At 34.8% G+C, this 24,965-nt stretch carries 18 protein-coding genes; 10 read left to right on the plus strand and 8 right to left on the minus strand.

Features of this window, described 5'->3' with window-relative positions; all coding sequences use genetic code 11:
* Positions 1–5 precede the first annotated feature (5 nt).
* The 9 genes from BUE22_RS05605 (at position 6) to BUE22_RS05645 (ending at position 11,043) form a co-directional block, all read left to right on the plus strand.
* Positions 6–1,955, plus strand: a complete 1,950-nt coding sequence (locus tag BUE22_RS05605) for a sigma 54-interacting response regulator (RefSeq protein WP_073394091.1) — start codon at positions 6–8, stop codon at positions 1,953–1,955.
* 311 nt (positions 1,956–2,266) lie between these two features.
* A complete protein-coding gene (locus BUE22_RS05610; RefSeq protein WP_073394092.1) occupies positions 2,267–3,055 on the plus strand; it encodes an alpha/beta hydrolase in 789 nt (262 codons plus the stop codon).
* A gap of 48 nt (positions 3,056–3,103) precedes the next feature.
* Positions 3,104–4,123, plus strand: coding sequence for an alpha/beta fold hydrolase (locus BUE22_RS05615; RefSeq protein ID WP_073394093.1), 1,020 nt, complete (start codon positions 3,104–3,106; stop codon positions 4,121–4,123).
* 36 nt (positions 4,124–4,159) lie between these two features.
* On the plus strand, positions 4,160–5,929 hold the full coding sequence (locus BUE22_RS05620) for an amidohydrolase (RefSeq protein WP_073394094.1): 1,770 nt from the start codon (positions 4,160–4,162) through the stop codon (positions 5,927–5,929).
* Positions 5,930–6,137: 208 nt separating this feature from the next.
* Positions 6,138–7,157, plus strand: a complete 1,020-nt coding sequence (locus BUE22_RS05625; RefSeq protein WP_084540212.1) for an MBL fold metallo-hydrolase — start codon at positions 6,138–6,140, stop codon at positions 7,155–7,157.
* A gap of 108 nt (positions 7,158–7,265) precedes the next feature.
* Positions 7,266–8,639: an alginate export family protein gene (locus BUE22_RS05630; RefSeq protein WP_073394095.1), complete on the plus strand. Its 1,374-nt coding sequence runs from the start codon at positions 7,266–7,268 to the stop codon at positions 8,637–8,639.
* A 43-nt stretch (positions 8,640–8,682) separates the two neighbouring features.
* On the plus strand, positions 8,683–9,183 hold the full coding sequence (locus tag BUE22_RS05635; protein WP_073394096.1) for a nuclear transport factor 2 family protein: 501 nt from the start codon (positions 8,683–8,685) through the stop codon (positions 9,181–9,183).
* Positions 9,184–9,194: 11 nt separating this feature from the next.
* Positions 9,195–10,151, plus strand: a complete 957-nt coding sequence (locus BUE22_RS05640) for a polysaccharide deacetylase family protein (RefSeq protein ID WP_073394097.1) — start codon at positions 9,195–9,197, stop codon at positions 10,149–10,151.
* A gap of 46 nt (positions 10,152–10,197) precedes the next feature.
* Positions 10,198–11,043, plus strand: coding sequence for an oxidoreductase (locus BUE22_RS05645; RefSeq protein ID WP_073394098.1), 846 nt, complete (start codon positions 10,198–10,200; stop codon positions 11,041–11,043).
* A 329-nt stretch (positions 11,044–11,372) separates the two neighbouring features.
* Here BUE22_RS05645 and BUE22_RS05650 read toward each other — a convergent pair whose 3' ends face one another.
* The 5 genes from BUE22_RS05650 to BUE22_RS05670 all read right to left on the minus strand — a co-directional run bounded on the left by BUE22_RS05650 (position 11,373) and on the right by BUE22_RS05670 (position 18,486).
* Positions 11,373–12,131, minus strand: a complete 759-nt coding sequence (locus tag BUE22_RS05650; protein WP_073394099.1) for a GH12 family glycosyl hydrolase domain-containing protein — start codon at positions 12,129–12,131, stop codon at positions 11,373–11,375.
* A 324-nt stretch (positions 12,132–12,455) separates the two neighbouring features.
* Complete coding sequence (locus BUE22_RS05655; protein ID WP_159438464.1) at positions 12,456–12,905, minus strand: CAP domain-containing protein; 450 nt, start codon at positions 12,903–12,905, stop codon at positions 12,456–12,458.
* 359 nt (positions 12,906–13,264) lie between these two features.
* Complete coding sequence (locus BUE22_RS05660; RefSeq protein WP_073394100.1) at positions 13,265–14,806, minus strand: hypothetical protein; 1,542 nt, start codon at positions 14,804–14,806, stop codon at positions 13,265–13,267.
* A gap of 427 nt (positions 14,807–15,233) precedes the next feature.
* The gene (locus tag BUE22_RS05665; protein WP_073394101.1) at positions 15,234–15,971 is read right to left on the minus strand and encodes a hypothetical protein; all 738 of its coding nucleotides are present in this window, start codon (positions 15,969–15,971) and stop codon (positions 15,234–15,236) included.
* Between the two features lie 334 nt (positions 15,972–16,305).
* Positions 16,306–18,486 (minus strand): TonB-dependent receptor, encoded by a 2,181-nt coding sequence (locus tag BUE22_RS05670; protein WP_073394102.1) that lies wholly within the window; start codon positions 18,484–18,486, stop codon positions 16,306–16,308.
* Positions 18,487–18,777: 291 nt separating this feature from the next.
* Here BUE22_RS05670 and BUE22_RS05675 point away from each other — a divergent pair, with 291 nt between their 5' ends.
* Positions 18,778–19,536: a phosphatase PAP2 family protein gene (locus BUE22_RS05675; protein ID WP_084540214.1), complete on the plus strand. Its 759-nt coding sequence runs from the start codon at positions 18,778–18,780 to the stop codon at positions 19,534–19,536.
* 79 nt (positions 19,537–19,615) lie between these two features.
* Here the strand turns inward: BUE22_RS05675 and BUE22_RS05680 are convergent, their stop codons facing one another.
* The 3 genes from BUE22_RS05680 to BUE22_RS05690 all read right to left on the minus strand — a co-directional run bounded on the left by BUE22_RS05680 (position 19,616) and on the right by BUE22_RS05690 (position 24,945).
* Positions 19,616–20,500, minus strand: coding sequence for a diacylglycerol/lipid kinase family protein (locus BUE22_RS05680; RefSeq protein WP_073394104.1), 885 nt, complete (start codon positions 20,498–20,500; stop codon positions 19,616–19,618).
* Positions 20,500–22,458, minus strand: a complete 1,959-nt coding sequence (locus BUE22_RS05685; protein WP_073394105.1) for an LTA synthase family protein — start codon at positions 22,456–22,458, stop codon at positions 20,500–20,502. Before BUE22_RS05685 ends, BUE22_RS05680 begins: the two co-directional genes overlap by 1 nt.
* A gap of 75 nt (positions 22,459–22,533) precedes the next feature.
* A complete protein-coding gene (locus tag BUE22_RS05690) occupies positions 22,534–24,945 on the minus strand; it encodes a TonB-dependent receptor (protein ID WP_073394106.1) in 2,412 nt (803 codons plus the stop codon).
* Between the last annotated feature and the right edge of the window lie 20 nt (positions 24,946–24,965).

Raw genomic sequence — 24,965 nt, forward strand, 5'->3', positions numbered from 1 at the left:
ATAAAATGGCAAAACAATTAAAAATACTTATAGTTGAAGATCAGTTTGTTGAGGCAAATCATTTACGACTGATGCTGAAAAAAGCCGGACACTCTGTTATCGGAATGGCAAGGTCAGTTCCTGATGCTAAATATTATATTGCAGAGCAGAGACCGGAATTGGTATTATTAGATATTTTCCTTTCAGGAAAAGAGACCGGTATTGATCTTGCCGAAATACTCAAAAACGAAAATATTCCTTTTATTTATCTCTCTGCCAACTCTAACGAAGAAGTTCTTAGCAAAGCTAAACTGACTCATCCCCAAGGCTTTTTGGTAAAACCTTTTAGAGAAAAAGATTTGTTGGTAACAATTGAAATTGCCGAATATCACCAGCAATATGGAATAGAATCATCAATTAGAAAAGAACTTTTGTTTCAAAAACAATTAAAAACTATAGTAACGAAAAGCGGTACCTGGGATGAAAGGGTTCTCAATATTATTACCGCCCTGCAGTCTCTTATTTCTTTTGATCTTGTAATGGCTGTTTTTTATATGGAAAATAAATTATCCAGCAGAGTTTTGGGCTACGCAAGAACAGGTTTACACGAATACCAACGAATAGGAATTGAGGAGTTGCAAAATATTACCGCCTTAAAAGAATCTGAGATTACTGAATTGCGAAACAAAAGCAAAGTCGAGACAGATGCGACATTCTATAATGGTCAGGATTTTATAAAAATATGCGATAAAACCCCTATCAAAAAATTGATTGCGACCTCAATGAATATGAAATCGAATCTCATGCTACCGGTTCCCTTGACATTGACAGAAAATGGCGGGCTATATCTGTCTTTTTTCAGCAGGCAGACAGACAATTACAATAAAAATCATTTAACGCTGTGTGAAAGACTTCAGGAGCCTTTGATTTTTGCAATTGAAAATTTGATCAGTCATGACAAAAAACGGGATAAAAAAAACACTTCTTCTGAAAATATTGTGTCAGTTAATAATATAAAAGATGCAGGTTTTGAATCGATCATTGGTAAAAGTCCGGCGTTGTTAAAAATATTTGACCATATTTTACAAGTTGCTCCCGCCGATACAACAGTTTTAATTACCGGGGAAAGCGGTACTGGCAAAGAGAGTATCGCCCATAGTATTAAGGAACTTTCAAATAGAAAAAATCAGCCGTTTGTAAAAATTAATTGTTCAGCACTTCCCCAAAGTCTGATAGAATCAGAATTATTCGGACATGAGAAAGGATCTTTTACCGGTGCAGCAGAAAGACGAATTGGTAAATTTGAACAGGCAGATAACGGCACTTTGTTTTTGGATGAAATAGGTGATATGCCCTTAGAAATGCAGGCAAAATTACTGCGGGCAATTCAGGAAAAAGAAATTGAACGTGTTGGAGGAAATGCCTCAATAAAAGTTAATGTGCGAATTATTGCAGCTACAAATTGTAATCTTGAAAAAGAAGTTGCTGACGGCCGTTTTAGACTTGATTTATATTACAGGTTAAATGTGTTTCCAATCCAGCTGCCCCCTTTAAGAGAGCGGAAAGAAGATATTGGACTTCTTGCCCGTCATTTTATTGCTGTCTATAGTTCTAAAACGGGAAAAAATGTGACCGAAATATCAGAAAGTGCTTTAAAAAGTCTTTTATTGTATCAATGGCCTGGGAATATTCGTGAACTCGAAAACCTTATTGAAAGAAGTATTCTTTTGGCAAAAACAAATACCATAGAGCACATTCCGCTTCCGGCTTTTGATGACGCTAAAATAAATACTAAGTCAAATGACTGGTACTTTAAAACGATTCAGGAAAACGAAAGGGAGCACATTATCAATGTGCTTGAAAAATGCAATGGAAGAATAAGAGGTATTGGAGGAGCATCAGAAATCTTAGGATTACCGCCTACAACATTAGCTTCGAGAATGCAAAAATTGGGTATAAAGAGAAGCCACTTTTAAATGATGAATTATGAATTATGAGTTATGAATGAAAAGTAACGCGTAGTTGAAACGTAAAATGTGCTTTTAATTTTTTTTAATATTATTATTTCTATTGTATATTTTTCAAATTGCTTTCTACTTTTACTTCTAACTTATAACTCAAAATTCATCACTCAAAAAACGATATTAAGTTGCTTTATTTTCGTTGTACGACGAAATATAGTCGTTCCAAATTTTAATTTAAATATTTAATTAATTGAAAATCAATTAAGTACAAAATAGGTTCGGTTTTAGTTTCTTCTTTGGCATAACATTAAAAACAATGTATTATGCTGACTGAAAACCCTACTACAATACTTTTTATTACAGGTGCATTTGTAAGCAATAAATGCTGGGATGACTGGAAAGTCTTTTTCGAAAGTAAAGGATTTACAACTCTGGCGCCAGCGTGGCCGTACAAAGACGCTCCGGCTGCTGTTTTACGAGATCGTCATCCAGATCCTCAAATTGCCGGTCTACGCTTGACCGCTTTGATAGATCATTTTGAAAATATCACAAAAAATCTTCCTCAAAAGCCCATAATAATCGGCCATTCTATTGGTGGGCTTATAGCTCAAATACTTTTACAGCGTAATTTAGCCTCGGCCGCAATTGCCATACATTCGGTTCCTCCTCAGGGAATTATGACCTTTAAATTTTCATTTTTAAAAGCCGGCTGGGGACCGCTTGGTTTTTTTACCTCTGCAAAGAAAACTTTCTTAATGACTTTTAGCCAATGGCAATATGCATTTACTAACGGAATGCCAGAAGAATGGCAGGAAAAAGCATATTATGATTCTGTTATTCCCGAATCTAAATTAATCGTGCGAGATACCATAACCTCGGCTGCAAAAGTAGATTTTAACGCTTCTCACAATCCATTATTGTTAATTGCAGGATCTGCAGATCATACTATTCCCAAGTCACTTAACTATTCTAATTACAAAAAATATACGGATAAAAATTCTATTACAGATTTTAAGGTTTTTCCCGAAAGAAATCACTTTGTTTTAAATCAGCCGGGCTGGCAGGAAATTGCAGTCTTTATACAAGATTGGATAGGAAAACTGCCAGCTTAAAAAAATATAATAACCAATTATTCTAATAACCAATTAAAATTTTAAATTATGAAAACGAATTTATTAAACACTACTTTTTTAAACTTTAAAAGTAAAACAGTCCACATTTTAACCTTTTTATTTTTACTAATGGTTTTAATATCCTGTAATAAAAAAACAGAAGAAACTACTGTAACAGAAACCACACCTGCGACATCATCCGAAACAGCTCAGGCAGCACCTGCAAATCCACCTGCAAATTTCAAACATGCCTATGAAGAAGTAAATGGAGTTAAAATTCATTACGTGATTGGCGGAAAAGGAGATCCGCTGGTATTGGTTCATGGTTTTGGACAAAACTGGTACATGTGGAACCGTTTACTTCCGGAACTTTCAAAACATTTTACCGTTATCGCTCCGGATTTAAGAGGTGTTGGGGAATCTGATAAGCCAGAAGGAGGTTATGACAAAAAAAATATGGCAAAAGATATTCATGAACTGGTAAAAAAATTAGGATACAATAATATCAATCTGGCAGGACATGATATCGGACTTATGGTGGCTTATGCTTATGCTGCACAATATGGAAGTGAAGTTAAAAAATTAGCTTTGATGGATGCACTTCTTCCTGGTATCGAACCGGTTTGGTCGCAAGTTTCGGCTTCTGCATGGTGGTTTGGATTTTTTGCCTGGCCAGCTTCGGGAGATATTGTAAAAGGAAAAGAAAAAGAGTTTTTAACCAATTTCTGGCCAATGGTAGGACATGTAAAAGATCCGTTTACAGCTGAGGAAACGGCTGAATTCGTGAGAGCTTACGCTGTTAAAGATGGTGCGAAATCAAGTTTTAAATGGTTTGGAGCATTTCCGCAGGACGGGAAAGACAATTTAATTTTGGCAAAAACAAAACTTAAAATGCCGTTGCTTGCTATGGGCGGGGAATATTTTGCCGCAGCTTTCTTAAAAGAGCACTCTAAATTGGTTGCAGAAAATGTAACCGAATCTAAAATTGCAGGTTCAGGACACTGGCTGGTTCAGGAAAATACAGCTCAGGTACAAAAAGATTTGCTGGCATTTTTCCTTGCGAAATAAAGCTCTAAAATAAACAGACCAATTAAATCTCATAAAATGAAACAAATATTTATCATACTATTATTTTTCTTTGGTCTGTTAATGCAGTCTCAGGAAAAAGCCGATCTGATTATTTACAATGGAAAAATTGCAACCATGCAAAAATCAGACGAATTTGTGCAGGCGTTGGCAATAAAAGACGGGATTATTCTGGAAACAGGAACTTCAAAAAGTATTCTGGAAAGTTATAAAACCTCATCTGCAAAAAGCATCGATGCAAAAGGAAAAACGGTTATTCCGGGTTTAAACGACAGTCATATTCATGTCATTCGCGAAGGCTTAAATTATAATGCAGAATTGCGTTGGGATGGCGTAAAAACCTTGAAAAGAGCTATGGAAATGCTCAAAGAACAGGCCGCCAGAACTCCGCCGGGAGTTTGGATCAAAGTAATTGGAGGCTGGAATGAATTTGGCTTTGAGGAAAAAAGACAGCCAACCATTGAAGAAATAAATGCCGCAGTTCCTGATAAACCTGTGTTTATAACCTATTTATACGGCAAAGCTTTTTTAAACAAAAAAGGAATCGAAGTTTTGGGTTATACCAAAGATACACATTACGAAGGAAGTGTTCTCGAACAAGACAAAAACGGAAACTTAACCGGATTAATGTTTGCAAAAGAAACTCCAAAAGCCATTTATACCACTTTGGGATTAACCACAAAATTAACTCCCGAAGAAAGAATCAACAGTTCACTTCAGTTTAATCGTGAACTCAACCGTTTTGGATTAACCTCTGTAATCGATGCGGCAGGAGGTTCTCAAAACTTTCCTTCGGATTATGCAACTTCGATGGAATTGGCCAAACAGGGAAAACTAAATCTTAGAATCTCGTATTATTTATTTGCACAGCAAAAAGGAAAAGAACTTCAGGACTACGAAAAGTGGGTTGCCGAAACAGTCATTAATAAAAATGATAATCTTTTGACAGCCAATGGTTATACCGAAGAAGGGGCGGGTGAAAACATAGTAGCATCTGCAGCAGATTTTGAAAATTTTCTGGAACCAAGAATTGTTCTTTCTGATGAAATGGAAAAAGATTTGGAACCTATAATTCGCCTGCTTGTTAAAAACAAATGGCCTTTTCGATTGCACGCCACTTACGGCGAATCGATTGACAGAATGCTGAATGTATTTGAAAAAGTAAATAAAGAAATTCCATTTAACGGATTACGTTGGTTTTTTGATCATGCGGAAACGATTACACCTCAGGAATTAGAAAGAGTAAAAGCATTAAATGGGGGAATTGCAGTTCAATTCAGAATGTATTTTCAAGGAGAATTGTACGAGAAAATGTATGGCGCCCCAAAAACACAATTGCCTCCGATTAAAAAAATGCTCGAAATGGGAATACCTGTCGGAATGGGAACTGATGCAACCCGTATTTCAACTTATAATCCCTGGATGGCGCTGCATTGGCTCATTACAGGAAAAACATTAGGAGGCATGCAGTTTTGGCCGAAAGATCAGGTTTTAGATAAGTTTACTGCACTTCAATTATATACTTCAGGCAGCGCTTGGTTTTCAGGTGAAGAAAAAGAGAAAGGAAAACTGGTAAAAGGAATGTATGCCGATTTTTCGATTTTATCAGAGGATTATTTTACAGTTCCAGCCGATAAAGTTCGAAATATAGAATCGGATCTGACTGTTGTTAACGGCAAAATTGTTTATGGAGCAAGAGATTTTAAATCACTCGACGCTGAAATTGCACCGGTAATTCCGGATTGGTCGCCGGTAAAATACTTTGGCGGATATACTAAAAAACTTTAATCATAAATAAAATTCGTTGGGTGTAATTAGTTTTAATATATAAAATGCAGACTTTAAAATAAATGCCACAGATTAAAGTATTAAATAGATTAAAAAAATCTGCTTAATCTGCCAAATCTGCGTGAAAAAACTAGCACATAGATTTATGTGTTTTTAAACCAATTATATCCAATGAATTTAATCAAACAAAATCTATAAAATTCAGATCATGAAAATTCAAAAAATAATTTCGGGATTGGCAATTATTATATTGTGTTTGTTAGCCAATACACAGGCTTACGCACAATTTCCAATGCCTAATCACGTACCCATTTGGGACGCTAACAAAGTGACTTTAAAACTACATAAAATTTCAGAAAATGTTTATGCTATATCTCCAAGTACAACCGAAACCGAAACCACAAAAGGAATTGCACAGGCAACTTCGGCAGGATTTATTGTAGGAGATAAAGGGGTTTTGCTTATTGAAACGATGTTAAGCAAAGGATTATACGATCAGCTTTATAAATTAATACGATCTGTAACGCCAAAACCTATTGTTTATGCTATAAATACAAGCGATCACGGCGATCATTGTTTCGGGAATTATTTACTTCCGAAGGAAACAATTGTCATTCAGAATGAATTCTGCAAAGACAATCTGGCGAAGAATTATGATAATATCAAACAGTTTATGATCATGCTTTTTGGAAAAGGAAGAGGGATTGAAGAGAGCATTTACCGTCCTGCCGACATTACAATAGCCATCAACCAAACCATGAAAATTGATATGGGAAAAGGCAATATCGTTGAGATCATAAATGTGGGAACCGCGCAATCTCCAGCAGATCTATTTGTGTATTTAAAAGCGCCTTCAGGAAATGTGTTGTGGGCAGGAAATCCTTTTATTGCTGAGAGTCCGACAATTCCGTGGTTATTTGACGGCTATTTTTTGGAACCGGTTCAAAACCTGAACAAAATTTACAATATGATTTCTGATAAAGATATTGTAGTTCCGGGACATGGTAGAATTACCAATAAAGCAGGAATTAAATATACAATAGATTATGTTACTGCTTTGCAGTCTAATGTTGAAAATGCCGTAAAAAAAGGTTTAACATTAGAAGAAACAAAAGCGGCTGTAACCATGAAGGAATTTGATAAAGGATATGAACTTTTTAACTGGCTTCATTTCAATTTTAATGTTCCAAATGCTTATAAAGATATTAAGCAAAACGGGGTTAAATAATTAAAAATATTCAGAATTCGCATAACTATGTTTGTTTAAATAAGTGAAACACCTTTTTAAGCTTACAAAATCTATGTTTCTATGTGTTTAAAAATTAAAAATTGAATTATGAAAAACAAAATCCTATTAGTGGTTTTATTGCTTTCATTTTCTGGTTTTGCACAGCGGTACCCTGATTTTAAATCACTTCGGTTTGATGAGAATTATAGTGTTTTGGAAGATGATACAGTAAGCAATGACTGGTATAAAACAGTAAAATTTCTGCCAATTTCTGCTTCTAAAAAAACGTATATCAGTTTTGGGGGCGATATACGTTTTCAGTACTTCTATGCTAAAAATGAAAATTGGGGCGATGGTCCGCAGGATAACGATGGTTATGTTTTAGGAAGATATTTGTTTCATGCCGATTTTCATGCAGGAAAATTTTTCAGAGCTTTTGTTCAGACACAAAGTAGTATGGCAGATGGCAGAATTGATCCGAATCCTGTGGAACAAAACCCACTGGAAGTACATCAGGCTTTTGCTGATTTCAATATTATAAATGAAGGCAGCAAAAGACTTATTTTAAGAGTAGGGAGGCAAGAACTCACATACGGATCGCAGCGTTTGGTTGCCGTTAGGGAAGGACCGAATAACAGGCAGTCGTTTGACGGAATTAAAGCAATTGTATCCAGACAAAATTTTACAACCGATTTGTTTTATACACATTACGTTGTCGCGCACGATGGTATTTTTGACGACGACTCGAATAAAGACCGACAATTATGGGGAAGTTATTTGGTGTTTAACAAAATACCAATTATCAAAAATATTGATGTTTATTATTTAGGTTACGAAAGAGCCAATGCAGCATTTTTTGACGCAACAGGTAAAGAGAAACGACAATCTGTTGGAATAAGAATTTGGGGAAAAACAGAAAACTGGCGTTATGACGCAGAAGCTGTTTACCAATTTGGTGATGTTGCTGACAAAAACATAAGTGCCTGGACAGCTTCAATAAATGCAGGATATCGTTTTAATACCGTCAAATTTCGTCCGGAAATTGGTTTTAAAACCGAAATTATAAGTGGAGACAAAACGGCGGGCGACTCTAATCTGCAAACTTTTAATCCGCTTTTTCCAAGAGGTGCTTATTTTGGATTAGCTTCTGTAATTGGGCCATCGAATTTAATTGATTTTCATCCTTCATTGAGTCTTGAAATTGTTAAAAACGTCGATTGGGTTATTGATTATGATATGTTTTGGAGATACAGCAGCAACGATGGTATTTACGCACCAAATACAGCATTGATTTATCCCGGAGACACAACGACAGAAAAGAAAATCGGAAACCAATTAGAAAGTGAAATCATCTGGGAGCCAAACCAATATTTGTATTTCAGGCTCGAAGCGACTTGGTTTCAGGCCAAAGATTATATAAAAGCATCAGGAACCGGTAAAAATATATTTTTTACGGGAATTACGATGCAGCTCCATTTTTAAGTTTTAAAATTGAATTGCATCAGAAACATTAAAAAATCTCATTATGAAAAAATCTGTTTTTAAATCAAAAATGGAAACAATAATATTAATAACAGCAATGCTATTGATTGGTTTCTCGGCACAGTCACAAGTATATTCTGAAGAAGAAATAAAAACAAAAGAAACCGTAGAGAAGTTTTTTGGTTATATAGGATCTAAAAATCCGGAAGGAATTGCTTCCATGGTTTCAGAAAAAGTAGATTGGTATATTTTCGAATCGAAGTATATGCCATGGACAGGACATCGCTCAAAGCGAGAAGAAATTTCAGTGCTGTTCAAAACACTCTTTAGTTATTTTGTTGACGGAAGTGAAAAGCTGGAGGCGAAATCTTTTTTATTGAGAGGAAATGAAGTGGCTGTCTTTGGCTTTGTTGAAAGAACAGTGAAAAAAAACGGAAAACATTTTAAGATGCCTTTAGCGATTCATATCACGGTTGAAAATAATCTGATCTCCAAATTTTCACTTTATGAAGAAACGCTGATTATTGAAAAAGTACTTAAATAAAATCAAGAGATATGAAAGATAGAAGAACATTTATAAAACAGGCAGGTCTTGCTGGTCTCGCGGGATTCGTTCCGATAAACCCATTGCTGGCAAGTGATTTCAAAGAAGATAAATCAGCTAATAATGAAGTTTCTGATGCCAAATGGCCGGACGGATCACGTTTGGTAGTATCAGTATCTATGCAATTTGAAGCAGGCGGACAGCCCGTAAATGCTGAAAGCCCATTTCCGCAAAACATGCAGAAAGGATTTATAGACCTTCCGGGCGAGTCCTGGTATCAGTATGGATATAAAGAAGGAATTCCCAGAATGCTCGACAATTGGGATAAATTTGGAATCAAAGTTACCTCGCACATGGTTGGTTCGGCAGTATTAAAAAATCCGGAACTTGCCAAAGAAATTGTACAAAGAGGACACGAAGCTGCAGCCCACGGTATGGACTGGGCGACGCAATATTCTATGCCGTATGAAACAGAAAAGAAGTTTATCAAAGACGGTGCAGATGCTATTAAAAAAGTTACTGGTTTTGAACCTGTCGGCTATAATGCAAATTGGTTAAGACGCGGAACAAATACATTGGAAATTCTACAGGAACTGGGCTTTAAATACCATATTGATGATTTAAGCCGTGACGAGCCTTTTTTATTAAAAGTAAAAGGAAATGATTTTGTAGTGGTTCCGTACACCATTCGCTGTAATGATATTGTGTTGGTAGAAGGCAAAAACTTTAGTGCAGATCAATTTGCGCGTCAGGTTATAATGGAATTTGACCAGCTTTATATAGAATCTGAAAAAAAGCGCCGACAAATGTCAATAAGTTTTCATGATCGAATAGGAGGGACACCGCAAATGGTTGCAGCCACGACACAAATTCTTAGTTATATTCAAAAACATAAAGGAGTTAGTTTTAGACGAAAAGACGAGATTGCTCAAATGGCTTATCAGGATAAAAATATCATTAGAGAATGATTCAAAAGCACTTAAAAGACAATTCAACCTTTTAAAATAAACAATTATGAAAAATGAAAGCAAAACGTGGTTTATAACAGGAACTTCTCAGGGAATTGGTCTTGTTTTAGTCAAACAACTATTGGCTCAAGGATTTAATGTTGTTGCTACTGCAAGGAATGTAGAATCGCTTAAAAAAGCGGTCGGCAATTCGTCTGATCAGTTTTTACCATTGCAGGTCAATTTGATCAGTGAAGAAAGCGTAAAGCAAGCTGTTAATTCAGCAATTGAGCAATTTGGCTCTATTGAATATTTGGTCAATAATGCCGGTTATGGTTTAATAGGCGGAATTGAAGAAAGCTCGGATGTTGAAGTTCGTGCCAATTTTGATGTAAATGTTTTTGGTTTGCTAAATGTTACAAGAGCAATTTTGCCTCATATGAGAGCCGCACAATTTGGACACATTATAAATCTTTCCTCTGTTTTTGGCTTAATTGCCGGGGCAGGCTGGGGAATTTATTGTGCTACTAAGTTTGCCGTAGAAGGACTTTCTGAAGCACTTGCGCAAGAGGTTAAGCCATTTGGAATTAATGTAACCATTATAGAACCCGGTTATGTACGTACGAACTTTTTAAATAGTTCATCATTAATTGCTTCGAAAAATCCTATTGAAGAATATACAGCTATACGTGAAGGTGTAAAGGCACATCAGAATGATATTCCGGGCAATCAACCGGGAGATCCTGAAAAAGTTGCCGAATTAATTATAAAAGTAACACAAAAAGCAGAACCGCCACTTCGTTTGCTGACAGGATCTGATGCATATGGATTTGCTACCTATAAAATTGATTCGTTGAAAAATGAAATTGAAGCAAATAAAGAACTTACTTTTTCTACAGATTACAAGTTATAATTCAAATACATAAATAACAATTATAATGTTTTCGTATTGATTCCGTAAAAGATGGTTAAATAGTATCAAGAAGACATAAAAAAATCCCATTTCGTAAGAAATGGGATTTTTTAGTTTGCGCCTATCGATGTCAAGTATAAATATCATTTCCTAATAGAGCGGCGCAGAGGAAAGCCTTGCCATAAATATCTTAGCGGAAGCGATTTATCCTTCGACTGTTCCATTGCGTCATTGACATAGACAAGGAGCATGTGAATTTAAAATTACTTTAAAAATAAAAAACTGGCTCAATTCTTTAAATTAAGCCAGTCTTGATCTTGCAAAAAATACTAATTACTAGTTACAGAATAACTGTTACATGTAAAATTTGCCCCATTTCCGTTTGTCCCATAACAGGATGAGATTTCAAATCCATATTGTATGTCTCCAACAGTGACATTACCAAACCATCCCTTATTTTTTATCCAATTATAGATTGCTTTTGCATCTATTGTGCCGCTGTTGGTTTTTGTCGTGCGTAAAAATGAATAAACATTATTAGATCCATTGTTTCCGCGGAATACGTTCCAGGTGTGACCACCTATGCTTTGGTTTGTGTATACCGGAACAGAAGCACCAGTTGATGAATAATTATAAGAAATTGGTTTTACATTTCCTGAACCGTCCGAATTTCCTGTGTAGTTTAACCACAGCATTATTTCATTGGCTTTATTGCTATCCCAAAGATCATAAGCAGAAACCCATGCTCCACCACTTGGAGTAGTTGCATTAAAGCTGGTACTAAGAGTGTTGATTGTATTTAATGCTTTACCTACATATTTGGTTGAATTTGGGTATGATTTAATACCTGCAGTATTTGGATGGTTTGCCCAAATACCCCAATTACTGTAATTATTTGCCCATATGGATTGGCTTCCTGCACCAGAACCCCATATATTATTATAAACGGTATAACCGCCATTTGACCAACTAGCATATTGATCAGATGATGACCATGCAGCTTTAACTTCTGAGTCATTCTTTACATCGCTTGTTTCGCACCCCATAAACATTAGGCTTAATACTACAAATAAAATTGTTTTTCTCATAAATTTTAATTTTTAAGGTTAAATAATTAGTTATACTAAGGTATTGATAATTAAATATTTATATTAATATTTATTAAAAATATGCGTATTTTTAAACTATAATCATAAATAATGGATCTTAACGCATTAAAATTTAAAAATATTTTTTAGTTATGGTAAAAATGACTATATATAAAATAAAAAACTGAGAATAATATAATTTGTAAATAATAAAACAGACTTATTCTCATTATCGTAAGAATAAGTCTATTTTTTTGTAGCGAAAATAAATTGTTTATCAATGTGTTGTTATGGTTAAATAACAACTTCTAGAAGAGAATTAGTTTACTTTCCTAAATTTGCAACCCATATGTTTCCTGATTTTCCAGCACCCATTTCTACATAAGTATTACTCATCATGGCTTTACAATGGTCTTCGCTGTTTTTCCAGCCTATTACAACTTCGGCAGAAGTACTGTAATTGCGAGCAATCACTTCACCTACATATTTTCCGGTATAACTAACAGCAGCGGCTCTTTGTATAGGACTTGTCCCTTCAGGCGATATATGCGCGAAATAATTACGTGCATTCATATCCTTAGCATAATTGATAGCTGTTTTTGTTAATAATGTATTGCTTACCAATGCAGGTACAGCAGGCATATCATCGGCTCCACATTTACATCCCGTTGCTCTAAGTTTGTTTATTTCAATCAAAACAGAATCAGTGACGTCTGTCTCATCAATGAGAGTATCATCATCATTACTACATGAGATAAATAATAAGGAGGTCAAAAGAATATAAATAACACGCTTTGGAAACATAATAATGGATTATTTATTTATTAAGGAGATATAAAGATATTTGTTTTATTGTTTTAAGATTTTCTAAAATTAAGGTTCTTTGCTTTTATTATTGAAATTTTTTCTCAAAAAGATAAATGACAGTTTAGTTCATCACTTGTAACTCTACGGGGAAACCAAACCTCTGGGTGTTTTATATATTCATACGTATTAAATGGAGGTAAAAGGGCATAAAAAAGCTCCAAATCAACAATTTGGAGCTTTTTATTTGTGACCTTGACTGAACAAATTTCTATAGATTTTATGGAAGATTTGAAGAGATTGGCTTATTTTTATTTAGATATACTTTTTTAATTATCGCAGAACGAACCAATTTGCTTTAAATGCCTTTCGGTCTGGTATTTATTAAAGTTGTCCCATTTCGGAGCAGTACTTGTTTTTTGTCCGTACATGGCATCCAGGCAAATGTTGTTGTCCTTGTATTTGTCATGTAAAACAGCCAAAATTTTAAAGAAAAATTCATCCAGCATGATGATGGCTTCAAATTCTGATTTTAGTGTACTGTAATTAGAATCTGAAGGATTTAATAGTTGCAGTAAATTTAAAAGCTCTTTCTTTTCTTCTTCATTGATTTCAGTGGCATAACCCGTTTTTAAGGTTTTAAAGACCAGATTATTCCAGGCTTTGCTGTCATGTCCCCATTGCACATCAGGCAGGTTTAGGGAATGTTCGCAAATTAGAATAATAGAAAAAAGAACATCATTTAAATACTCCGCCGGGAATTCATCAAAGCTTCTGAATTCGAAACCGCTCTGGTACATTTTTTCCTGATTAAAGTCAAGCCCCACTTCCGAAAGCATTTCATATTCCATGTCGGCTTCAATCTGATCGCGCCACCAGATATTTTCTTCTTTTGTAAATTTCAGTAGTTTTCTAAAATTGTCTACCTTATAGGTTAGGATTTTACCTTTTGGCATTGATTTGTTATAGGTTCCAACACCAATGTAACGGGACATGGCATTTCGCATTGAACCCAAAGTGAATTTTTTATCTAAGCTGTATTTATCACTTATCACGCCCATAATATCAGGGCTTCCGAGCGTGGATATGAAAAAAGGCTCAAACCACTGTAATAAGTAAATGGCGTTAGCATGTGTTTTTTCAAAATCATTATAATCCACAATTCTGCTATCTTCTGTTAATGACGGTAAGGTGATATGAAAATGGTAGGTTCCGTTATTGAACAAAACCAGGTTTTCCTGATTGGTCATAAACATATTAAGGCCGTTGTTGTAATCCGGAAAATTTAATTTTCCGTTTAACACAGACGATTCGTTGATTTTATCCAAAAACAGTTTTTTGGTCGCTTTCAATTCTTTGCAGGAATCAGTAATGGTTCTGTTTTCAAAATATTTGGTTACAAATTCAATAGAATCACCATCAAAATGCACCGATCCCATCGTTTTGTTTCTTTGGGTAATCATACTCTGAATGTTGTATGGCTGATCTTCAAGGAAAAGTTCCATGATCGATTTGCCCAGATATTCCGGATTTTCAATCGGTTCTGCGATTATCTCACCGGCTTCCGTATCGATTACTGTTTTTACTGGCGATAATGTCTTGTGCTGATAATTGATATCGAGCTTTTCCAGCGAATGACTGTTCATCATTCGACTTACTTTATAGTTTTCAGTCAGGTTAAAAGCTTTTTTCAGCATAGGAGCCAGGCTTTCGGGTTTATAGCATTTTCTGTAATCAATACTATATTTCTCAAAGCCAATTTTTTCTTGTATAAATTCACCAGAAACTATTAGGGGTTCTTCAAACTGCATGTAGGTTTCGTTTTCCAATCCTATTCCCCAATAATATTTTTTTGTCTGATTGTCTTTCATTTATACTTACTTTCTTTTTTAAGGTTATTTTAATTTATAAAGTCATTTTTATTCAGGAATACAAATTCAATCTGTTAAAACCAGAGACAAGAAACCTATAACGGATTAAGCATATTGTTGCCTCCATTATAAAAGTTTTCGTTTACTTTTAAAAATATAGGAATTTATATTTTAGATTTTTTGCAATTTTATCGACTGAAACATCAATTTAGAAGTAAAATTTTATAATAAGGTTATAAAATTACTTTCGTTATTAATCACTTTTGTATCAATAATTTAGGCAAGAGAATAGCTAAATCACAATTTTTGCTGTTCTTGTTTTTTCTAAGTTGCAAAAGTAGTTTTTTATTATCGTATTTCCAAGTAGTTAACTCGTTGGTAATCAATATTTTTTTTTGAATATTTAACGATATGGCAAATTGCGTTTTTATTCGTGATAATAAAACACATACGAGGAATACAAATCATCATTCCACCAGTCTTCCCTGATTTCCGCAAAGTAATTATAATTCAGTTTTCCGGCTTGCGATTGTAGCGGATATACTACTATACCATTTTCGCGGTACGCTTTATGCAGCTCAGTTTCGGGAACCACGGGAACAATGTGTCCGGAGAGACCTTTTTCTCTTCTCTTGGCGCAAATTATTCCAATTCCGCCATTGGCATTTACCTTATTCTGAATTTCATCAACAGTAGAAATTCTTTCCCATCCAAAATTTGGTCCCCATTCTAAAAACCAGTCGTGTATGGCACTGGAATAGATGCGGTCTACGGTTTGTTCAAAAACAGCTTCTACATCTTGTCCTTGTATAATTTTTTCAAGGGATTCGGGAGTCCACCAAACGGTTGGAAGATATACTTTAGCAAAATAGCAATAATCATAAGAGTATACATTGCAATAGGTGTCTTCTACAGTTCTTTGATATCTAAGACTGATTTCAACGTCCAGTTTATCAATTATTCGGGCAATACTTTCTTTTTTACTCGCTGTATCTGTCAGGTCCCTGTAAGGAATGGAAGAATCCATTATTGGTTTTTCTTTCATTTCCATAGAATCCAGCCTCGATTGCAGATCTGGTAACAAATTGGCTTTCTTAATTTGAATATTCGATAGTGTATGATCATCTAAAGGTAACGATGCTACTGTTACAGTATGTTTTTTCATCTTGACTGCTTAAAATTAATTGACCTGACGCTGCTAAATTGATTAATTATACAGCGAAATTTGATTAGCCAGCGGGTAAATGTAAGGATTTTAAGTTGCTAAAGAGTTTTAGAAAAAGACAAATTACAGAAAATTGTGTGATTATTTTAATTGTTTTGCCCTTTTAAACACAAAAAAGCATACCATTTAGTATGCCTTTTGCTTTTGAAACTATGATAGATTTCGTTAATCTTTGTCCTTAATCTTTGTCCTTTTTACTTCCTCTTGGTATTTTGGTTTGGATGTCCTGTTGGTGATTGATGTAAATTCGTATCTTAGGTTGTCAGAGAATTTATTAAAATGCCTGTGTAAAGCTAATAGTTATCCGCGTACCATTTTCCTTGACATAATTCATATTATTGGACTGCCATTGGGAGATAACCGTATAATAATCTCTATTAAATAAATTTTCGACACCAAGGCGAATTGTGCTTTTTTCTTTTAAAGTATAGCTTGAAGAAAGATTAAAAGCCGTGAAAGATTTTATTGGACCTGTTCCGTATGTGTAAGCGCCATTAACAGGCTCAAATCTGTCCCTGCCGTTTGTACTTGTCATTTGTAGAAATATTGACCAGTCTTCAAGTGGTCTAAATACAGTATAAGCTGCTATTTTTGGCGGATTTATACGATCTCCTCCTAAATATACTTTTTTATCGGTTAGTTCGCGTTTCCCTTCGGTAAAGGAATAATTTGCTCCAATATCAATTTTTGGATGAAGACGATACTTGGCTGAGAGTTCAAAGCCATAAATTTTTTCAGGTGAGCGGGAAATCTGTGGATTACCATCAACATAAACATAAGACGCGCCTAATTTTGATGTACTGTAATACATAGCGCCTTCATAAGAAAGTTTATTTAAAGCTCCTGAAAATCCAAATTCATAATTATTGGCCGTAACCGCTTTTATCGAAGTATTGCTAACCGTGTTTTCTTTAGCAGCGCGCAGTACCAAACCTAAATCGGCAACGCTGAAACTTTGAGAGAAACTAACAAAAGGTTTAAAAAGAGCCCATTTTGTATAACGCAGTCCGGCATTAAACATAAGCGCATCGAAATCCAATGCTCCGCCATTTACCGCAATCCCGCCGCCTACATAGGTTCCGTTTACATAATTACGAATACCAATAGTGGTGTAATCTGGTACATCGATATTTACATTCTCAAGCCTTAAACCCGTTTTTAATACCAAGTTCGGTCCAAACATGTTTTTAAGCTGAAAATAAGGTGCAAGATTCGTCATATTCATTTCAGGAATTACCAATCTTCCATCCGTAAGATGTGTATCTGTTATATCCGAAAGAATATCCAATCCATAAGTTAAATTACCTGATATAAGAGAACTGAATTCGTATGGTGTGTTTAAATTTAAGCGAAAACCCAGTTTCTTGCTTTGTGTTGCAGGCTGTCCGTTATTTTCAAAAAAGTCACTGTAGTTGATTAGTGTAAGATAGTCCTGAAAGTAAAGTGTTGCGTTAACATCCGTATTTCCAATTAAATTTTCACTAGTATAACTTAAACTTGCATTATGGTTATAAGGTGTTCCTTCAGGTTCCCCCGGGCGCTGTCCTCTAATTCCGGTAGTTGGCGAATCAAAATTACCGTAAACACCGGCTTTTGCTATATAATCGGTACGCTGTGTACTCTGAAAATAGTTATACATTAATTCCAGGCGGTTATTGGTATTGATATCATAACCAATTTTTGCAAAAGCATTCCAGTTTCTTAGATCATTCATTCCGTATTCCGGAGAAAGTACTCGTCCTTTCGAATCCCGATAAAGTCCCGTCTCTTCATAACGCCCACTGACTACGTAATCGAATTTCTTTATTTTTCCAGAAAAAAGCTGGGAAACAAAGAAACCGGCGGTTCCTTTAGGCTTTATAAGAGAAAAAGCTGTTCCTGCCTCTGTTGATCCGCTAATCGCTTTATCAGTATTGGCTTTTTTGGTAATATAATTAATCAAACCGCCGTCTGCGCCATTACCATAAATAGCAGTTGCTCCCTTAATTACTTCTACACGCTCTAAAACAGTAGGATCAAGAGATCGCATGTCTTTGGCGCCATCTCTTAAAGGTGTACTTTGAGGAATGCCGTCAATCATAACCAATACACGACGGCCTCTTAAAGTCTGTCCTAAATTCTGAGTTCTATTGGTAGTAAAACCAAGACCTGGTACGGATGCCCCCAGGATATCACTAAGATTAGAACTAATGCTTAATTGTTGCTGTATTTGTTTTTTGGATAATAAAGTAACCGAAGAAGGAACTTCATCTAAAATCTCTGCCTTCCTTGATGCGGAAACTACAATTTCCTGTAATTCATTATCAGCCGCTGGCTTATCGGTTAAAATACTATCCTGACTTTGTGGATCTGTTTTTTTATCTTTTTCTGTTTTAGTGTTTGGTTTAGAAACTTGCTGTGCAGAGACTGAACTTACAGTGAAGCACAACAGTAAAAGGAGCGTATAAATTTTCATTGGTATTATTTAGACTTAATTTAAATAGTTGCAAATATATAAAAATCAATAACAAAATCAATTGGATAATACATGCTTATTTAAAGAAAATGGAGGGCCTGATTAAATTTTTGTTAAAAAAAATACTAACACCGTAAATACAGAATTTCTTCAGATTTCATGTTGAACTTTGCCTTATTAATCTTTAACAGTAAGAACTTATTGTCTTAATTTAATCTGTTTTCTATGAGGAAAAACTACGTTTATTTTTTATTCAACAAGCGTAATTAGTAATTTCTAATCTTTTTTAAAATGTTAAAAACCTTCCTCTTTTTCCTTTTTGGTATGACTTCGATTTGTGCACAAAACACAATAAGTGATACAATTGCTGTACAAGATACTGTACCTAATTTAAAGTTCAATTACAAACAATTAATCATTCCCGGGGTTCTTTTGGGATATGGATTTATTGGTTTGGAAAGTGATCAGCTTAAGAGTTATAATTCAGAAATTAAGGAAGAAGTAAATGAGGATATTGATCATAAAGTTTCTATTGATGATTTTTCTCAGTGGGCACCTGCAGCTTCTGTTTATGCACTTAATGCTTTTGGCGTAAAAGGGAAAAATAACCTAAAAGACCGCTCTATTATTTTGGCCAGTTCTTATTTAATGATGAGCGCTTCGGTATTTGCCCTGAAAAACATTACTAAAGTTGAAAGACCAGATGGGTCTTCGAATAACTCATTTCCTTCTGGACATACTGCTACTGCTTTTGCGGGAGCCGAATTTATGTATCAGGAATATAAGGACCAATCAATTTGGTACGGAATTGCAGGATATGCAGTAGCAACAGGAACGGGACTTTTTAGAATGTATAATGACAGGCACTGGCTTACAGATGTAGTGGCGGGCGCAGGTATAGGAATATTAAGTACAAAAGCCGCTTATTGGATATATCCTTATCTGCAGAATAAGGTGTTTAAATCCTCAAAAGAAAATAAAACCACATCGATGATTATGCCTTTTTATAACGGAAAAGAATTGGGATGCAGTTTCGTAAGGCAATTTTAAAGCAGTATATAAATTAAGAATTACAAAAATTAATTTCCATAGACAGATTATGTAAGTCTCTCTATGGAATTTATGTTTTTTATAAATGAACAAGAACCTGCAAACCGTTGGGAAGTATGCTTACTTTTATTTCATTTGTTTTTAAATTATACTGTTCTCCGTCAATTTGGGCATCAATGAAGATTTTGGCCGGCATTTCGATTTGAATATCTTTTACTAAAAAGTGTTTTGCCTTTTCAAATTTTTCAATTGAATTTCGAAGCACATGATAACCCAGCATAATTTTTTCAAAAAAAGACAATTTCGGTATAATAATCATATCCAATAATCCGTCATGAAGACTTGCTTTTGGAGTCAGGCTCATGTTATAACCCATTTCGTTTGAGTTAGATATGAATAACATCAAAGGATCTGTTTCTATAATTTGATCGTTAAAATGTACAATGGTTTTTTGCGGTTTAAATTCTAAGCTGGAAGATAATGCAGCCTTGATATAAGCGGGAAGTGTTCTTTTTCCTGCTCTCTCATATTTTTTTATAATCATGGCATCAATGCCAATACCCATATTGCTGAAAAAGTATTTGTGATTTAGCTGTCCCACATCCATCGTTGTTGCATTTCCTTTTTTAATGATAGCAATTGCTTTGTCAAAATTTCTGGGAATATTCAAGTTAGAGGCCAGCCCGTTTCCTGAACCTACCGGAATAATTCCTAACTTAATTGAAGTTCCCACAAGGCAAGAAGCTACTTCGTTGATGGTTCCGTCTCCGCCACAAGCAATTATATAATCGGGATTGTGTACAATAGCCGCTTTTGTGAGTACTATGGCATGCTTTTTTTGATTGGTATAATCAATTTCAATTTTATATTTTTCTTTCGGAAATTGACTTAAAAGATAGGAAGCAGACAAATTGTGTTTTCCACTTCCGGATATAGGATTGATTATAAAATGAATGTAAATCATTATTTTAAAAGTTTATTGGTAAAAAGAAAATCGGCAGTCTGGTACCATGAAATAGTTTCTTCTAAAAATAATTGATCGATAGTAAGAGCTTTAAGACTATTATCTTTTTTGTTCCATGAGTAAAAGGCTTGTTTCTTCTGATCGGATAAAATCATTACCTTTTCCTTTTTCATCAAAACCAATTTGCGATACGTTCCCATTAATGCTCTTTGTTCAAAATTGGCATCCAAAACATTTTTCCCAAAAAAATCAGATTCATAGTTCCAGTGAAACAAAGAAAAAAGAGTAGGCCATAGGTCGATTTGCGAACACTGTTTGGTTATTTTTTGATTCTGATTCTCTGGTAAATTCACAATGAAGGCCGGAATATGGTAATTGGCAACATCTATTTCATCTTTTCCAGCGCTGCTGGCGCAATGGTCTGCAATGATTACAAATACTGTGTTTTTAAACCAGGGTTTTGTTTTGGCTTTTTTGAATAATTCTTTCAAGGCAAAATCGGTGTATTTTACCGCTCCTTCACGGCTTGTTCCCGATGGAATATCAATCTTTCCTGAAGGATAAGTAAAAGGCCTGTGATTGGAAGTTGTCATTACAAAATTAAAAAATGGCTTTCCGGCTTTGTATTGTAAATCTACCACTTTTAGCATTTTATTGAAAATGTCCTGATCACAAATTCCCCACGCATTTTCAAAAGTAACTTCGTTATCATTTATATTATGGCGTACGGTTTTGATTTCGTCGCTCAAAACGCTTCCTCGTCCACGATCATAAATCGTAAATCCGTTGCCTCCAAAATAGGCATTCATATTATCAAAGTAACCGTCTCCGCCATAGAAAAAATTACAATCGTATTTTCGGGTTTTAAAAACATTAGAAACCGTATATAGATTTTGGTTATTAGGTCTTTTTACAATGCTCTGGCCCGGCGTGGGAGGAATACATAAAGTAACGGCCTCCATGCCTCGAACCGTTCTGGTTCCCGTGGCATATAAATCCTCAAAAAAGATACTTTTTTGGGCGAGACTGTCCAGAAATGGAGTTATGTTTTCCTTATTTCCAAACTCCTTAAGAAAACTTCCGCTAAGGCTTTCGACCAAAATAAAAACGACATTTTTGTTTTTAAGAGAAGCAGTACTGTCTGTTATTTTTCTATGAATAGAATAATCACTTTTAAAATAAACAGCATTATCAGCTGCCAGTTTCTTTCTTATAACACCAAAAGCTTTGTCATTATGAATTGAAGTATAGAAGTCAACATATTTCATCTGGTTGTTTCTAAAAGCGGCAAAAAAGGAATAAATTCCTGATTTTGAAATTTCAGAATTATAGCGGTTTGTAGACCATTCCGCCTGATTATTTCTAATAAAGAAACCAAAAAAAAGAGCCACAATAATGGATGAGGATAAAACTGAAAGTCTGGTTTTTAAAGTTGATTTTGAAGTAAAAGTTGTTGTAAAAGCTTTTTGCTGATAAAAAAGAAACAGAAATGCTGCACTTAGCAGTAAAACCCCGCCAATTAGCAAAGGAAGCGGATAAGACTGTTTGATATTGGCTACTACTTCATGCGTATAGATAAGATAATCAACGGCTATAAAATTAAATCTGGTTTTAAATTCATCCCAAAATGTCAATTCGGCAAAAAAAGTAAATACAAGAATAAAGACCGTGAGTGATGTGAAAAAATAAATAAGGATTTTATCTAATATCGAGCCAATCCATTTATTGGGCATTAGACTATAATAAAATATACTGCAGAGTGAAATGAAAGTAACAGTACCAAAATCAAAAAACAAACCTGTAAAGAATGTTCTTAAAATGGAAATTAAACTCCAAGAAACTTCGTCATATTGCCATATAAAAAAAGCAATTCTCAGCAACAGTGAAAGGGTTAAAAACCAGATAATGAAATGAAACAACAGCGAATATCTGCCGTATTTTGAAGATAATTTATTCATATATTTTTAGTATTGAAAAGCAAATTTTATAATCCAATTCTGAATTTATTTTGAATTTTGGTTTTTATTGGGAAATCAGAATTTATAACTGTAGCCAAAGCGAACTACTTGTGTCTCATAGTAATCCTTACTAGTGTAGCGGAAACCTTCACCCTGAATTTCTTTTTTTATTACCAGTGTATCGAAGATATCGGTGGCATTTATGAATACTTCGCCTTTTCCTTTCTGCACACTCTTTTTTACACCAAGATCTGTAGAAAAGCGAGAGTCAATTTTTCCCTGTGGAATAATGTCCGGAGCCAGATAAACCATAGAAACCTGTCCGGAAAGTGTTTTGTTAAATTGAAAAGTATTATTCCATTTTACATTACTCGAAGTAATTTCCTGAAGACTTCCGCTATAAGTTGACGCAACTGGATATAAATTGGTAACCGTAAAAGCGTCTATTGTATTTTTATATAAATTTCCATTCAGATTAAAAGAATACCAAGGCGTAATTTCTTTTGCAAAGACAAGCTCAATCCCAAAAGAAGAACTTTCCATGGCATTCTGAAACACATTATAAATGTTAGGACTGCCGGGAACTGTTGTTGCAATTCGGGTAATAGTTCCATTTACAACTCTGTAATAGAGAGAACCTAAAAAATAGCCCTTCTTAAAATCGGTTTTATACCCCACTTCAAAGGCACTTGTGTACTGCGGACGAAGGGCAGGATTTCCTACTTTAATAATTTCAGCATCATCGTATTTAGGAAAAATACGAATATCGACTTCATTAGGCCTGTCAACACGGCGGTTGTAAAAAGCGGTAAATTTATTTTTATCATCTATTTTGTAAGCAAGCTTAACACTTGGAAAAGGTTCTGTATAATTATAACCGTTACTTTTATAAGTAGGATGATTGGGGTTTACCTCATACTTTAGCTGTACATATTCATAACGCAGTCCCAACTCAGCTTCAATTCTTTCTGTTTCATAAATATAGTTTCCATAAATAGCAGGAATGATTTCTTTATAAGTGGCCCAACCACCTGCATTGGCATCGATAGGGGAGTTTTCGCCCGGAAAAAACTGCATGTTGGTTGGAATTTCCCGATTTCTAAATTTAATTCCCGTTTCAAAACGACCGTATTTTAAAGGCTGAACATAATCTAAATTTAAGTCGATTACTTTTTCATCTGAAAGTAATTTAAAGGCATCTTGTCCTGTAGAAGCTGGCAGAATATTATCAAAGAAATATTTTTCATCTTCCTGATGGTACGTGTAATTAATTCCCGCATTTAATTTTCGCCCAGCTTGTCTAAATTTATGCTGGTAAGAAGCGCTTGCCATGACGGTTGTCTTAAGCTCATCTTCAAGAAATTGCCATAAACGCAAAGGCTGAGAGTAATCTTGGTTAAAAAAAGGCTCATCGCCGTGATCGATAATTTTTTCGCTTCCAAATAATCCGGAAAATGAAAAAGTATTCTGGTCGTTGTAATTCCAGTCGATTCCCGTTTTGATAGTGGTAAAATGCGTGTCGCGATTTCGCTTAGTTTGCTGGTTAATTATGGTTCCGTCATCATAGGTTCTGGTTACAAACTCATTTTTGTTTAGGGTTTCGGTATACAGATAATCAGCTTGTAAATAGGTGTTTACTTTGTTTTTTCTGTAATTTAAAGATAAACTCGGATTGATTTTAGGAGTCATGTGATATTGGTCCCTGATCGTGGGAAGATTTGCCTTGCGCTCCCACAACGCGCCATAACCAGAACTGATTCCAATTTTACCATTGAGGCCATCCTGCTTATTTTTTTTATAAATGATATTGATGATTCCTGCATTTCCGTTTGCATCATATTTTGAGGAAGGATTATTGATGATTTCAATTTTTTCGATAGCAGAAGCGGGAATATTATCCAGTCCCGACTGATTTCCAAATCCTGTTAGCGCAGTTTGCTTCCCGTCAATTAAGATGGTAACTTTATCATTTCCTCTTAACTGAACTTTACCATTCTGAACGGTAACGCCAGGTAGATTTTGCATCGACTGTAAAACTGAACCTCCGCTTTGCGTAATATTATCAGCGACTGCAAACACTTTTTTATCCATTGTAACAGGATTTTTTTGCATGTTTGAGCTTACCATTACTTCAGATAAAGTATTGATGTCTTCTTCAAGTTCGACAGTTCCAAGATCCAGATAATCAGAAAGACTGCCAACAAATACGGACTTTGATTTTGTTTTAAAACCAATTGAAGTTACTTCCAGCGTAAAATTTCCTGAATTTACTCCTGTTATGGTAAAGCGTCCATCTTCGCCGCTAACGGTTACGAAGAAAATTTTAGAATCTTTTGAAGATTTTAAAACAACATTGGCGTAAGGTATCGCAACTTTGGATTTACTATCGGTAATAATTCCCGAAAGAATTACAGTTTTTTTCTGGGCAGATAATTGCATTACGGCTATCAGCAGAAAAGAGAAGAGCAGTAGTGTTTTTGATTTCATTTGTACTATTTAAAAAAAAG

The sequence above is a fragment of the Flavobacterium pectinovorum genome (genome assembly GCF_900142715.1).
In the GTDB taxonomy this organism is placed as follows: domain Bacteria; phylum Bacteroidota; class Bacteroidia; order Flavobacteriales; family Flavobacteriaceae; genus Flavobacterium; species Flavobacterium pectinovorum.

Excerpts from the sequence above, each read along its gene's own strand:
- BUE22_RS05605 (WP_073394091.1), top strand. The coding sequence starts at position 6 with ATGGCAAAACAATTAAAAATACTTATAGTTGAAGATCAGTTTGTTGAG.
- BUE22_RS05610 (WP_073394092.1), top strand. The coding sequence starts at position 2,267 with ATGCTGACTGAAAACCCTACTACAATACTTTTTATTACAGGTGCATTT.
- BUE22_RS05615 (WP_073394093.1), top strand. The coding sequence starts at position 3,104 with ATGAAAACGAATTTATTAAACACTACTTTTTTAAACTTTAAAAGTAAA.
- BUE22_RS05620 (WP_073394094.1), top strand. The coding sequence starts at position 4,160 with ATGAAACAAATATTTATCATACTATTATTTTTCTTTGGTCTGTTAATG.
- BUE22_RS05625 (WP_084540212.1), top strand. The coding sequence starts at position 6,138 with ATGAAAATTCAAAAAATAATTTCGGGATTGGCAATTATTATATTGTGT.
- BUE22_RS05630 (WP_073394095.1), top strand. The coding sequence starts at position 7,266 with ATGAAAAACAAAATCCTATTAGTGGTTTTATTGCTTTCATTTTCTGGT.
- BUE22_RS05635 (WP_073394096.1), top strand. The coding sequence starts at position 8,683 with ATGAAAAAATCTGTTTTTAAATCAAAAATGGAAACAATAATATTAATA.
- BUE22_RS05640 (WP_073394097.1), top strand. The coding sequence starts at position 9,195 with ATGAAAGATAGAAGAACATTTATAAAACAGGCAGGTCTTGCTGGTCTC.
- BUE22_RS05645 (WP_073394098.1), top strand. The coding sequence starts at position 10,198 with ATGAAAAATGAAAGCAAAACGTGGTTTATAACAGGAACTTCTCAGGGA.
- BUE22_RS05650 (WP_073394099.1), bottom strand. The coding sequence starts at position 12,131 with ATGAGAAAAACAATTTTATTTGTAGTATTAAGCCTAATGTTTATGGGG.
- BUE22_RS05660 (WP_073394100.1), bottom strand. The coding sequence starts at position 14,806 with ATGAAAGACAATCAGACAAAAAAATATTATTGGGGAATAGGATTGGAA.
- BUE22_RS05665 (WP_073394101.1), bottom strand. The coding sequence starts at position 15,971 with ATGAAAAAACATACTGTAACAGTAGCATCGTTACCTTTAGATGATCAT.
- BUE22_RS05670 (WP_073394102.1), bottom strand. The coding sequence starts at position 18,486 with ATGAAAATTTATACGCTCCTTTTACTGTTGTGCTTCACTGTAAGTTCA.
- BUE22_RS05675 (WP_084540214.1), top strand. The coding sequence starts at position 18,778 with ATGTTAAAAACCTTCCTCTTTTTCCTTTTTGGTATGACTTCGATTTGT.
- BUE22_RS05680 (WP_073394104.1), bottom strand. The coding sequence starts at position 20,500 with ATGATTTACATTCATTTTATAATCAATCCTATATCCGGAAGTGGAAAA.
- BUE22_RS05685 (WP_073394105.1), bottom strand. The coding sequence starts at position 22,458 with ATGAATAAATTATCTTCAAAATACGGCAGATATTCGCTGTTGTTTCAT.
- BUE22_RS05690 (WP_073394106.1), bottom strand. The coding sequence starts at position 24,945 with ATGAAATCAAAAACACTACTGCTCTTCTCTTTTCTGCTGATAGCCGTA.